The following is a 12,841-nucleotide window of genomic DNA, read 5'->3' on the forward strand; positions in this document are numbered from 1 at the left end:
GCCCTCGGCCGTGCCGCGGCCGAGGCCGCCGGACGGTCGGGTGAGGGCGAGCCGGTCGCCGAGGGCAATGTGGGTGCGGGAGCGGGGGCGGTCGTCGGCGGGCTGAAGGGTGGAGTGGGCTCGGCGAGCACGGTGCTCGAGTCGGGTATCACGGTCGGGGCGCTGGCGGTGGTGAACGCGGTGGGCTCCGCGGTGGATCCGATCACCGGCGTGCTGTACGGGCGTTACTTCGACGGCCGCCCCGACCATCCCTCACAGGAGGCGCATGCCGCGGCCCGCCGCCGGCTGGCGGAGGCCGTGCGGATCAGCGGGGAACGCCGGGCGGGATCCGCGCGGCCGCCTCTCAACACCACGCTCGCCGTGGTCGCCACAGACGCCGCACTCAGCAGGGCCCAGGCCCGCAAGCTCGCCGGGACGGCGCACGACGGCCTCGCCCGTGCCATACGGCCCGTGCATCTGATGTCGGACGGGGACACGGTGTTCGCGCTGGCGACGGGAGCCCTTCCGCTGCCTCAGGACGAGGTGGCGGACCCGGCGTTCGCGGCCGTGTCCGCCACGGCGGCCTTCAACGACGTACTGGCGGCGGGTGCGGACACGGTGATGCGGGCGATCGTGAGGGCGGTGCTGGCGGCGGAGGGCGTCGACGGGCCGGGCGGGCTGTTCCCCGCGTACCGGGACCTGTATCCCAACCTCGCCAGGCACGCCTGAGCCCTGCGTCCCGCCTGAGCCCTGCGGCCCGAGTCCCAAGTCGTGAGTCCTGAGTCCTGAGTCCGGCGCGCTCCTGCGTCGCGCCCGAGTCTTGGATCCGGCCCTGGTCCCCCGCTCCGCCGGGGTTCGGCCGTGGCCGCTCACGGGTGCCCAGGCGCGTCGGCCGGCTCCCTCCGACGGGGATCGAATGTGATCTCCATCACATACCGCTCGGGCCTGCAACTGGCCACGCCTGTCCCGTCCTCTTTCCCTTCGGCGACCGGGGGGCGACCAGTCGGACTGACCACCGATGCGCGCCCATCCACACCGATGCCACGGTGGGCCACTTCGAGCACGTATCAACGGGGAGCAGTCATGAACACCAGGCGCCACGGGCTGGCCGCGACAGCCGCTCTTCTGGGCGGAGCGCTGCTGCTCACCGCCTGCGGCGGCGATGCGTCCGGGCAGGACAAGGACAGCGGAGACGGCAAGAATCCGGCGGCGGTCGACGGCGCGACGATCCGGATCACGCCCGAGGACCGCTCGGACAACGCCAGCATCAACGCGACAGCCGTCAAGGTCAGCGGCGGGAAGCTGACGGAGGTCGAGCTGACCACGGCCCAGGACGGCCAGGAGGTCCCCGGCAAGATCTCGGCGGACGGCAAGAGCTGGAAGCCCGCCGACCAGTTGGAGCGGGCGACCCAGTACGAGCTGACGGCGACCGCGCGGGACACCAAGGGCCGCGAATCCACCCAGCGTTCGACGTTCACCACCGTCTCCCCCGACAACAGCTTCATCGGCTCCTTCGTCCCGGAGAACGGCAGCACGGTCGGGGTCGGCATGCCCGTCTCCTTCACCTTCGACAAGGCGATCACGGACAGGAAGGCCGTCCAGTCCGGCATCAAGGTGTCGTCGAGCAGCGGTCAGGAGGTCGTGGGCCACTGGTTCAACGGGCAGCGGCTGGACTTCCGTCCCGAGGAGTACTGGGAGGCGGGCTCCAAGGTCACCGTGAAGATCGCGCTGGACGGCGTCGAGGGCACCGACGGCGTGTACGGAGTGCAGGACAAGACCGTCAGCTTCATCGTCGGCCGCTCCCAGGTCTCCACGGTCGACGTGGCCACGCAGACCATGAAGGTCGTCCGCGACGGTGCCGACCTCAAGACGCTGCCGATCTCGGCCGGCGCTCCCGAGTCGCCCACGTACAACGGCCAGATGGTGATCTCGGAGAAGTACCTGCAGACCCGCATGAACGGCGACACGGTCGGCTTTGACGGCCAGTACGACATCTCCAACGTGCCGCACGCGATGCGCCTGTCCACCTCCGGAACCTTCGTCCACGGCAACTACTGGTACGACAGGGGCAATCCGCCCTTCGGCCGGGCCGGGACGAGCCACGGCTGCGTGGGCCTGGCGGATGTCGAGGGCGCGCGGGCGGCCAGCAACGGCAAGTGGTTCTACGACGAGTCGCTGATCGGGGACGTCGTCATCGTCAAGGGCTCTCCCGACAAGACGATCACGCCGGACAACGGCCTCAACGGCTGGAACATGGCGTGGACGGAGTGGAAGGCGGGCAGCGCGGCCTGAGAACCGGGCCGGGGGCGGCATAGGCCGCGGCGCCGACGGGCCGGCGTACCCGACGGAGGCAGACGGGGGCAGACGGGGTCCGGAGCGGCGGCAGATGGACGGGCGGCGACGAAAACGCGCCGATTTCCGGATGCGTCCACTCACCGGGTGCGGAAGGCCGGCCGGCCGCCTGAATCCCGCACTCCGCCCGCGAACAGCGGATTCACTGCGGATTCACAGGAGTTGAACGAGACGCACGGGAACCATCCGTGCGTCTCGTTTCGTTATTAGGGCAAAGTTTCCTCCACCCCGGGCACCAATCCCCGCCGAAGGGGCTACTTTGAGCACCCGCGGGGTGACAAGCAGCGACGGACCGGGAGGTGCCTTGAGCGATCCGTACGACCGCGAGACGACGGAGACGGCAGAGGAACAGCTCCGCCGCGTTCTCGGCCGCGCCCTGAACTCCTTCGAGCTGCCCGACGGCCTCGTCGTGCGCCTCGACTCCGCCCTGGCGCACGCCACGTCGCTGCACTCCTCGCACCACAGCAGGGTGCGCACGGGCGCGGGCACGCCCGGCCGGATCAGCCGGGAGACCTTCCGGCACTCGTACCTCCTGTCCGACGGCAGCAGCGTGGTGCTGTGGGAGCTGGTCCACACGGACGGCCCCGGAGGCCGCCGGCAGCACGAGCTGTACGCCGCCGAGGAGGAGGTCCGACTCGCCGCGTCCCGGCTGCGCCGCACGGGCGGCGCGGGCGGTGCCGGCGACGCGGGCACGCCGTTCGCCGATGAGCAGGAGGCCGACGAGACCGGCCTCGAACTCCTCGGCACGCTGCTCGCCTCCCCCGCGACGGACACCCCGCGGATGTACGTGCCGGACAACTCCTCGGACCATGCCAGGCGGCTGCTGCGCCGTGCCGAGAACGAGGACCGGCCCGGCGACGGGATCCGCCTGCTGCTGCGGAACGCGCTCGCCCACCAGATCACGCAGGCCTTCGGCCGCCAGTGCCGCATCGACGGCAGGGAGGCCGGTTTCACGCTGTACGAACACGGCTTCCTGCTGCTGGACGGCAGCGAGATCAGCCTGTGGGAGGTCGAGCACACGGCGACGCCCGACGGCCGTCACATGTGCGAGGTCTACGAGAGCGAGGACGCCGCGCACCGGGCGATGGAGCGCAGGGCGCGGGTCCTCTGAGTCGGGCCCGCGCGAGCGGATGGCTCGTGTGTCCGCCTCCGGCCGGGCCGGTGGCGCTTCGAAACGGCCGGCCGGCACGCCCTCGGTGTGGGAAGGGCGTGCCGGCCGTGGGTGGTGTCCGGTTCGGTTCAGACCGCGACCGCCACCTTCGCCTCGTCGGCAGGGGCCTCGGCCCCGGTCGGCTCGGGAGCGCCGCGCATCCCCTTCAGTGCGATGACCAGGCCCGCCGTGATCGCCGTACCGGCCGCGACGGCCACCAGGTAGAGGAGCGGGTTGCCGATCAGCGGGACGACGAAGATGCCGCCGTGCGGGGCGCGCAGGGTCGCGCCGAAGGCCATCGTCAGGGCGCCGGTGACCGCACCGCCCGCCATGGAGGCGGGGATGACCCGCAGCGGGTCGGCCGCGGCGAACGGAATGGCGCCCTCGCTGATGAACGAGGCACCCAGCACCCACGCGGCCTTGCCGTTCTCCTGCTCGGCCCTGGTGAACAGCTTCCCTCGCACGGTCGTCGCCAGTGCCATGCCGAGCGGCGGCACCATGCCGGCGGCCATCACCGCGGCCATGATCTTCATGGCGGAGTCGCTGGGGTCGGCGACGGCGATTCCGGCGGTGGCGAAGGTGTACGCGACCTTGTTGACCGGACCGCCGAGGTCGAAGCACATCATCAGGCCCAGCAGCACGCCCAGCAGGATCGCGTTGGTGCCGGTGAGGCCGTTGAGCCAGTCGGTCATGCCCTTCTGCGCCGAGGCGATCGGCTTGCCGATCACGACGAACATCAGGAAGCCCACGACCGCGCTCGAGATCAGCGGGATCACCACCACCGGCATGATGCCGCGCAGTGACTTCGGTATGTCGACGCGCTGGATGGCGAGGACGGTGCCACCCGCGAGCAGACCGGCCACCAGCCCGCCGAGGAAGCCGGCGCCGATGGTCACGGAGATCGCGCCGCCGACGAACCCGGGCACGAGGCCGGGGCGGTCCGCCATGCCGTAGGCGATGTATCCGGCGAGGACCGGCACCAGGAACCCGAAGGCCGCAGCGCCGATCTGGAACATCAGCGCGCCCCAGCTGTCCACCTCGGTCCACGAGAAGTGGTCCATGACGGACTCGGCGGCGTTGATCTCGTACCCGCCGACGGCGAAGCCGAGAGCGATCAGCAGGCCGCCCGCGGCCACGAACGGCACCATGTAACTGACGCCGGACATCAGCCACTTGCGGAGCCTGGTGCCGTAGCCGTCGCCGGAATCGCCGCTCCGCTCGACAGGGGTGCCGCTTCCGGCACGGGCCGGTCCGGTCACTTCTCCGCGTGCCGCCTTGGCCCTGGCCTCGGCGATCAACTCGCCGGGGCGGTTGATGCCCGCCTTGACGCCGACGTCGACGGCGGGCTTTCCGGCGAACCGGTCCTTCTCCCGTACGGGGACGTCGTGCGCGAGGATCACGGCGTCCGCGGCTGCGACGACCGCCGGGTCGAGGCGGGTGAAGCCGGCCGACCCCTGCGTCTCCACGACCACCTCGACGCCCGCGTCCCGCCCCGCCTGTTCCAGGGATTCGGCGGCCATGTAGGTGTGCGCGATACCGGTGGGGCAGGAGGTGACGGCGACGATCCGGAAGGCCGGTGCCGCTCCCTCGGCGCCAGTGCCCGGGGCGGGCTCGGCCGGCGCAAGGGCTCCGGGCGCGGCCGCCGTGCTCTCCGACGCGGCCCCGGTCTCCGGCACGGCGCGATCGGCGTCCATCCCCTCGGAGGGCTCCGCGGCGGCCGTGTCCGTGCCGTCCTTGGCCCGGTCCGCACCCTCGTGGTCCCCGGTCCCCCGGCCCTCGGGCGAGGCGGGTTCCGCGGCGGGCGCGGTCTCCTCGCCGTGGATCAGCGCCGCCGCGCGAGCCGGGTCCGTCGCCGCGCGCAGGTCGTCAGTGAAGGCGGAGTCCATCAGGCGTCGTGCCAGGCCGGAAAGGATCCGCAGATGCGCGTCGTCGGCACCCTCCGGGGCGGCGATCAGGAAGATCAGGTCGGCGGGCCCGTCGGCGGCGCCGAAGTCGATGCCCGCGGAGCTGCGGCCGAAGGCGAGCGTCGGCTCGGTGACGTGTTCGCTGCGGCAGTGGGGGATGCCGATGCCGCCGTCGAGGCCGGTCGGCATCTGGGCCTCACGGGCGGCGACGTCGGCGAGGAAGCCGTCCAGGTCGGTCACCCTGCCGAGGGTCACCATCCGTTCGGCGAGCGAACGCGCCGCACCCTCCTTCGTTGTGGCGGACAGGTCGAGGTCGACCAGTTCCGCGCTGATCATTTCGCTCATCGCGAGCTCCTTCGAGCGGCTCTGACGGGGACGGGAAGGCTGTGGGGGGAGGCAGGAGGAGGCAGAGGGGAGGACGACGGCCGGGGGTTCACGAGGCGGGCTCCGCCAGCTCGCGGTCCAGGGGGACGGCGGACGTCACGGTGACGGCCGACGGGGCGAGATCGGCCGGCACCGGCATCGCGCTGCCGGGCAGCCCGACCGCCGCCGCACCGTGGGCGACGGCCGCGGCGAGCGCTGCGGAGCCCGATCCGCCTGCCGCGAGGAAGCCGGCCAGCGAGGCGTCTCCCGCGCCGACATTGCTGCGTACGGCGGCGACGTGCGCGGTGCCGTATCGGACCCCCGAGTCGTCGACGAGCAGTTGGCCGTCCGCGCCGAGGCTGGCCAGCACCGTGCGGGCACCGAGCTGCCGCAGTTCCTCCGCGGCCTTGACGGCGTCCCCGACGGTCAGGAGCGGACGGCCGACGGCCTCGGAGAGTTCCTCGGCATTGGGCTTCACCACGTCGGGGCGTTCCCGCAGTGCGGCGATGAGGGAGGGGCCCGAGGTGTCCAGGGCGATACGCGCTCCAGCGCGGTGGGCGCGGGCGACCAGTTCGGCGTACCACTCGGGCCCGAGCCCGCGCGGGAGGCTGCCGCAGCAGGCGATCCAGTCGGCGTCGGCGGAGCGCGCTCCGACGGTCTCCAGCAGGGACTCGGCCTCCGTGGCGGTGAGTTCGGGGCCCGGGGCGTTGATCTTCGTAAGGGTTCCGTCGGGCTCGGCCACGGAGATGTTGGACCGGGTCGGTCCCGCGACCGGCACGCCCGCCACCTCGATGCCCTCCTCGCGCAGCAGGTCGGAGAGGACGGCGCCGGCCGGTCCGCCGAGCGGCATCACGGCGAGTGTCCGGTGCCCGGCGGCGGCCACGGCGCGCGAGACGTTGACGCCCTTGCCTCCCGGGTCCATCCGGTCACCGGTGGCGCGCAGCACCTCGCCGCGTTCCAGCGAGGGCACCTCATAGGTGCGGTCGAGGGAGGGGTTGGGGGTGACGGTGAGGATCATGCGTACACCACTTCCGTGCCCGCCGCCTCGAAGGCCCGGGCATCCTCGGGGGCGAGCTTGCCGTCGGTGATCAGTACGTCGACGTCGGAGAGCTCACCGAAGCGGGCGAAGTGCTCCTGGCCGCCCTTGGAGGAGTCGGCGAGCAGCACCACCCGCCGTGCGGCGGCGATGGCGGCTCGCTTGACGGCGGCCTCGGCAAGGTCGGGGGTGGTCAGCCCGCCGCCCGCGGAGAAGCCGTTGGTGGCGAGGAAAAGGACGTCGGCGCGGATCTCCCCGTAGGCGCGCAGCGCCCAGGCGTCGACGGCGGCACGGGTGCGGTGCCGGACCCGGCCGCCGACGAGATGGAGCGCGATGCCCGGGTGGTCGGCAAGCCGCGCGGCCACCGGCAGGGCGTGGGTGACGACGGTCAGCGAGCAGTCCAGCGGCAGGGCGCCGGCCAGGCGGAAGGTGGTGGTGCCGGCGTCGACGATGACGCTGCCGTCGGCGGGCAGTTCGGCGACGGCGGCCCTCGCGATGCGGTCCTTCTCGTCGGCCGCGGTGGACTCCCGCTCGGCGAGGTCGGGCTCGAAGTCCAGGCGGCCCGCCGGGATCGCTCCGCCGTGCACCCGGCGTACGAGACCGGCGCGGTCCAGCGCCTTGAGGTCGCGCCGGATGGTCTCGGCGGTGACCTGGAACTCCTCGGCCAGCGAGAGCACGTCCACCCGGCCGCCCTCACGGGCGAGGCGAAGGATCTCCTGCTGACGCTCCGGTGCGTACATGTGGTTTTACATCCGTTCCATGCCCGAACCTGTGGTTTCAGCGCCACAGTAGGCCCGTCCTCTCGGAAAGTAAACACATTCGGGCATCAACTCGGCACAGATCGAGGCGCCGCCGGAAGCACTCGGACATCTGTGGGCGCGTGACACCGCGCAAGGAGCAGGAGTCGATGCAGGGCGGGTCGGGACGCAGGGCGGGCCGCGCGCACGGGAAGGGCCGGTGGGCGTATGGGGACGGCGGTCGGCGGACAAGAAGGAGCCCCGGCGCCGGGGGGATGACGCCGGGGCTCGGCCCGTGGGGGTCTGGGCTCGTCCCGTAAGACGGGATGCCGCAGAGGTGGGTTGCCTCGGGGGGACCGTTGTTGTCCCGCTGCCCTGGTTCACGGGCGGGGACGATCAGTGGTTCAAAGGAACTTCACATTCCCGAAAACCGGTTTGTGCGTCCGGCCGCGAACGGGGGCGGACGCGGGAGCGGCGGCGGCTTTCGCCACCGTCGCCCCTGCGCGCCGTGCGTGCTCTGTGCCTGCCCTGTGCCTGCTCTTGCGCTGTGCGGCGGCCGGGTGCGGCGGCACCCGACGGTCCGCTCGTCCGGGACGGCCCGGAGGCCACCGGGGCCGCTGGACCCGCCGGTCCCGATGGCCTCCGAGCCGTCCCGGCCGGACTACGCGGCCGCGTCGAAGCCGGTGTCGCGCGCCAGCTTCTTCAGCTCCAGCAGTGCGTGCTTCTCGATCTGGCGGATGCGCTCACGGGTCAGCCCGTGCTCCTTGCCGACCTCGGTCAGCGTGCGCTCCCGGCCGTCCTCGATGCCGTACCGCATCCGGATGATGGACGCGGTCCGGTTGTCGAGCCTGCCGATGAGCTCCTCCAGGCCCTCGCTGCGCAGCAGCGTCATCACGGACTGCTCGGGCGAGACCGCCGAGGTGTCCTCGAGCAGATCGCCGAACTGCGTCTCGCCCTCGTCGTCGACCGACATGTTCAGCGAGACCGGGTCGCGTGCCCAGTCCAAGACGTCAATGACGCGCTCCGGCGTGGATCCCAGCTCCGCCGCGATCTCCGCGGGCTCGGCGTCACGGCCGTTCTCCCGGTTGAACTCGCGCTGCACGCGACGGATCCGGCCCAGCTCCTCCACCAGGTGGACGGGGAGACGGATGGTCCTCGACTGGTCCGCTATCGACCGCGTGATCGCCTGGCGGATCCACCAGGTCGCGTAGGTCGAGAACTTGAAGCCCTTGGTGTAGTCGAACTTCTCCACGGCACGCACCAGGCCGGCGTTGCCCTCCTGGATCAGGTCCAGCAGGGGCAGGCCACTGCGCGGGTAGCGCCGCGCGACGGCGACGACCAGGCGCAGATTCGAGCGGATGAAGACGTCCTTCGCCCGCTCGCCCTCGGCGGCCAGCGCTTCCAGCTCCTCACGAGTCGCACCACCGGCGTCACTCTCCGCCTCGCCGTCAAGGATCTGGCGCGCGAACACACCGGCCTCGATGGTCTTGGACAGCTCGACTTCCTTCGCGGCGTCGAGCAGCGGTGTACGCGCAATCTCGTCGAGGTACATACCGACCAGGTCGCGGTCGGTGATCTCCCCGCCCACGGCGCGCACACTGCTTGCCCTGTCGTCCCCACCGCTGAGGCCGGCGGACTGACGACGGGCGACGGCACGGGTTGCCATGCGTGCTCCTTGCGATGAGTAGGTCGCGGGTCAGCGGCTCTGACACCTCCCGGGTGCCCCAGCCAATAGGAACAACGACTGGAATCCGGACAGAATTCCCGTACCGCTCATCAATTCCAGTGATCATGCAGTACCCTGCACGGCCACACGCGCACTCACAACGTTCCGGCTGCCCGTTTCGTTGCCGTGTTCCCCCAGTTTCCCCACATCAGAAGACGATCCGCGCCTGCGCGTGGTTGCCCGGTCCGCAGACTCCACAGCGGACCCGTACGGGGCGCACAGCCCCGTGCCCTCCGCCCGGCCCTCCGCGTACCCCCAGCGCACCCACAGGCAGGCCGCCGCCCTCAGCGTGTCTTCTGCTGCGCTCGGGCTGCCCTCGGGCTGCCCTCAGCCGCCGAACTGCACGGACCGCTTCGCGAGCCCCATCCAGAAGCCGTCGATCACGCTGCGCTGGGCGTCCAGCTCCCCCGTCGCGTCCGCCGCGCCCATCGCCACGAAGAGGGGCGCGAAGTGCTCGGTGCGCGGGTGGGCCAGCCGTCCCGCCGGCGACTTGTGCAGGAAGTCGAGCAGCCCGTCGACGTCTCCCTCGTCGAGCGCCCGGTGTCCCCACGCGTCGAACTCCGCCGACCAGCCCGGCACACCGCCACCCGCATGGCGCAGCGCGGCCAGATTGTGGGTGAAGAAGCCGCTGCCGATGATCAGGACGCCCTCGTCGCGAAGCGGGGCGAGCCGGCGGCCGATGCCGAAGAGGCGGCGCGGGTCGAGGGTGGGCAGGGAGATCTGGAGCACCGGGACGTCCGCGTCGGGGAACATCTCGACAAGCGGGACGTAGGCGCCGTGGTCCAGCCCGCGGTCCGGGACGTCCTGGACGGGGGTACCGGGCGCGCTCAGCAACTTGCGCACCGACTCGGCGAGTTCGGGTGTCCCGGGTGCTTCGTACCGGACCTGGTAGTAATGCTCGGGGAAGCCCCAGAAGTCGTAGACGAGCGGGACGGTCCGGGTGGCTCCCAGCGCGAGCGGGGCCTCTTCCCAGTGGGCGGAGACGACCAGGATCGCCCTGGGCCGCGGCAGACTCGCGGACCATGCGGCGAGTTCGCCCGGCCAGACCGGGTCGTCCGCGAGCGGCGGCGCACCGTGGCTGAGGTACAGGGCGGGCATGCGCTCGACGGCGGCGGTCATGGTGGCTCCAGGCGGCAACGGGGGTGTAACGATTTTCTTGAAGTCTCAACCTCTCCCTGCCCACCATAGAACGACCTTGTTTAAATTTCAATAACGAGCCGTAGAGTGGAGTCATGAAGAAGGCACCCGCAGAGAAGCCCCAGTGGCTGACGGAAGAGGAGCAACTGGCCTGGCGCGCCTACATCCACGCGACCACGCTTCTCGAAGATCACCTGGACCGCCATCTGCAGCGCGCCGCGGGCATGCCGCACGTGTACTACGGACTGCTCGTCCAGCTCTCGGAGGCGCCGGACCGCCGGATGCGGATGACGGAGCTGGCGATGAACGCGAAGATCACCCGCTCGCGGCTGTCCCACGCGATCGCCCGGCTGGAGAGGAACGGCTGGGTGCGCCGCGAGGACTGCCCCTCCGACAAGCGGGGCCAGAACGCCGTGCTCACGGACGAGGGCTTCGCGATGCTGGAGACGTGCGTGCCCGGCCATGTAGCCGCCGTCCGGCAGGCGCTGTTCGACCGGCTCACCCCTGAGCAGGTGCGCCAGCTCGCCGAGATCATGCGGATCATGGCCGAGGGGCTGCAGCCCACAGACGCGGACGCGGACCTGCCCTGGCTCCGCTGAAGAGATCAGCAGGGCCGGGGCAGGTCCGCGTCCGGACAACGGACGGTGCGAGGTCGGTGCGGGTGCGTGCTCACGGTGCGGGGCGACGGGTCGTACAGGCTGTTCGACGACCCGGCACGCACGACACACGCACACGCACACGCACACGCACACCTACACGTTCACGCACGCCTGCACGTTCACGCTCGGGCGCACCGTCTCGGAGTGACCGGCCAGGTTCAGTGCGCGATCACGGGAACCGGCGAGACCTCGTCCCGGGCGCCCTTGTCCGCGCCGGAGCCGGAGCCGGAGCCCGAGCCCGACGGCCCGCCCTGGTGCCCGGTGTTGACGAAGGTGAACGCGATCAGCGCGGCCAGGCCGAGGATGCCCACGGCCCACCAGATGGCGCCGGCGTAGCCATGCACCATGCCCTGAAGCTCGACGAGCTGCTGGGCCTGCCGCGAGCCAGCGGCGGCGGCAGCGTGGTCGGTGATGTACGCGGTGGTGGCGCCGGCCGCGATGGTGTTCAGCAGTGCCGTGCCGATCGCGCCGCCCACCTGCTGCGAGGTGTTGACCATCGCGGAGGCGACACCCGCGTCGCGCGGCTCGACGCCGTGCGTGGCCAGGCTCATCGCAGGCATGAACGCGGTGCCCATCCCCAGGCCGAGCAGAAGCTGCGCCGGCAGGATCAGACCGGCGTACGACGTGCCGATCTCCAACTGGGTCAGGAGCAGCATGCCGAGACCGGCGACCAGGAAGCCCGGACCCATCAGCAGCCGCGGGGCGACCCGGGTCATGAGCCGGGTGCCGATCTGGGTGGAGCCGGTGATCATGCCCGCGATCATCGGGAGGAAGGCGAAGCCGGTCTTCACCGGCGAGTAGCCCTTCACGATCTGCAGGTAGTAGGTGAGGAACAGGAAGAGCCCGAACATCGCGATGATGGCGAGGCCGAGCGAGAGGTAGACCCCGCCCCGGTTCCGCTCGGTCAGCACCCGCAGCGGCAGCAGCGGTGCCTTCACCTTGGACTCGACGAGGATGAAGGCGGCGAGCAGCACGAGGGACGCGGTGAACGTCGCCAGGGTCACGGAGTCGGACCAGCCGTCGGACTCGGCCCGGGTGAAGCCGTACACGAGCGCCACCAGGCCCAGCGTGGACAGCACCACGCCCGGGATGTCCAGCGCGGAGCGGTTGCGGGCACCGGCCGGCTCACGGATGACGAAGTACGCGCCGAGTGCGGCGACGACCGCGAACGGGATGTTGACGAAGAACGTCCAGCGCCAGTTCAGGTACTCGGTCAGGAAGCCGCCGAGGATCAGACCGACCGCGCCGCCTCCACCGGCGATTGCGCCGTAGATACCGAAGGCCTTGGCCCGCTCCTTGGCATCGGTGAACATCACCGCGAGCAGGGAGAGCGCGGCAGGCGCGAGCAGCGCGCCGAAGACGCCCTGGAGTGCGCGTGAGCCGAGCAGCATCGCCTGCCCGGTCGCGGCGCCGCCGAGCGCGGAGGCGGCGGCGAAGCCGAGCAGACCGACGACGAAGGTGCGCTTGCGGCCCCACAGATCGGCGACCCGGCCGCCGAAGAGGAGCAGTCCGCCGAAGGCGAGGGCGTACGCCGTGATGACCCACTGCTTGTTGCCCTCGGAGATGCCCAGGTCCTGCTGGGCGGAGGGCAGCGCGATGTTCACGATGGTCGCGTCGAGTACGACCATGAGCTGGGCCAGGGCTATGAAGACGAGCGCTTTCCAGCGCGCGGGATCGGGCTGTGCGAGTGCAGCCGGCTGGTCACGCCGAACCGTTTCTGACATGGGAGTAGCCACCTAGGGATGACGTAAGGCGAAAAAGGGACGCAGAGGACTCGGTAGGGGTGAAGGGCTTGGTC

The 12,841-nt window shown here is 71.3% G+C and carries 10 protein-coding genes; 4 read left to right on the plus strand and 6 right to left on the minus strand.

The window, feature by feature from the left end:
• From GUY61_RS25500 to GUY61_RS25510, 3 genes are all read left to right on the plus strand, one after another.
• Nucleotides 1–708 (plus strand): P1 family peptidase (locus GUY61_RS25500; RefSeq protein ID WP_166632586.1); only part of this gene is annotated, 708 nt, incomplete at its 5' end.
• 354 nt (nucleotides 709–1,062) lie between these two features.
• Entirely contained in the window at nucleotides 1,063–2,271 is a 1,209-nt protein-coding gene (locus GUY61_RS25505; protein ID WP_166632587.1) for an Ig-like domain-containing protein, read from the plus strand.
• A gap of 364 nt (nucleotides 2,272–2,635) precedes the next feature.
• Nucleotides 2,636–3,442, plus strand: coding sequence for a DUF6227 family protein (locus tag GUY61_RS25510; RefSeq protein WP_166632588.1), 807 nt, complete (start codon nucleotides 2,636–2,638; stop codon nucleotides 3,440–3,442).
• Nucleotides 3,443–3,570: 128 nt separating this feature from the next.
• On the opposite strand, the gene GUY61_RS25515 is transcribed toward GUY61_RS25510, so the two are convergent.
• The 5 genes from GUY61_RS25515 to GUY61_RS25535 form a co-directional block, all read right to left on the minus strand.
• A complete protein-coding gene (locus GUY61_RS25515; protein WP_166632589.1) occupies nucleotides 3,571–5,730 on the minus strand; it encodes a fructose-specific PTS transporter subunit EIIC in 2,160 nt (719 codons plus the stop codon).
• 88 nt (nucleotides 5,731–5,818) lie between these two features.
• A complete protein-coding gene (pfkB, locus tag GUY61_RS25520) occupies nucleotides 5,819–6,766 on the minus strand; it encodes a 1-phosphofructokinase (protein ID WP_166632590.1) in 948 nt (315 codons plus the stop codon).
• Entirely contained in the window at nucleotides 6,763–7,524 is a 762-nt protein-coding gene (locus tag GUY61_RS25525; RefSeq protein WP_166632591.1) for a DeoR/GlpR family DNA-binding transcription regulator, read from the minus strand. The genes pfkB and GUY61_RS25525 overlap by 4 nt, the downstream gene beginning before the upstream one ends.
• Before the next feature lie 658 nt (nucleotides 7,525–8,182).
• Entirely contained in the window at nucleotides 8,183–9,187 is a 1,005-nt protein-coding gene (locus tag GUY61_RS25530; protein WP_166632592.1) for an RNA polymerase sigma factor RpoD/SigA, read from the minus strand.
• 387 nt (nucleotides 9,188–9,574) lie between these two features.
• On the minus strand, nucleotides 9,575–10,366 hold the full coding sequence (locus GUY61_RS25535; protein WP_166632593.1) for a dioxygenase: 792 nt from the start codon (nucleotides 10,364–10,366) through the stop codon (nucleotides 9,575–9,577).
• A 113-nt stretch (nucleotides 10,367–10,479) separates the two neighbouring features.
• Here GUY61_RS25535 and GUY61_RS25540 point away from each other — a divergent pair, with 113 nt between their 5' ends.
• Nucleotides 10,480–10,983 carry a MarR family winged helix-turn-helix transcriptional regulator gene (locus tag GUY61_RS25540; protein WP_166632594.1) on the plus strand — a complete coding sequence of 168 codons (504 nt, stop codon included), beginning with the start codon at nucleotides 10,480–10,482 and terminating at the stop codon, nucleotides 10,981–10,983.
• A 218-nt stretch (nucleotides 10,984–11,201) separates the two neighbouring features.
• On the opposite strand, the gene GUY61_RS25545 is transcribed toward GUY61_RS25540, so the two are convergent.
• A complete protein-coding gene (locus GUY61_RS25545; RefSeq protein ID WP_166632595.1) occupies nucleotides 11,202–12,767 on the minus strand; it encodes an MFS transporter in 1,566 nt (521 codons plus the stop codon).
• Nucleotides 12,768–12,841 lie beyond the last annotated feature (74 nt).

This window comes from Streptomyces sp. GC420 (assembly GCF_009916105.1).
GTDB lineage: Bacteria > Actinomycetota > Actinomycetes > Streptomycetales > Streptomycetaceae > Streptomyces.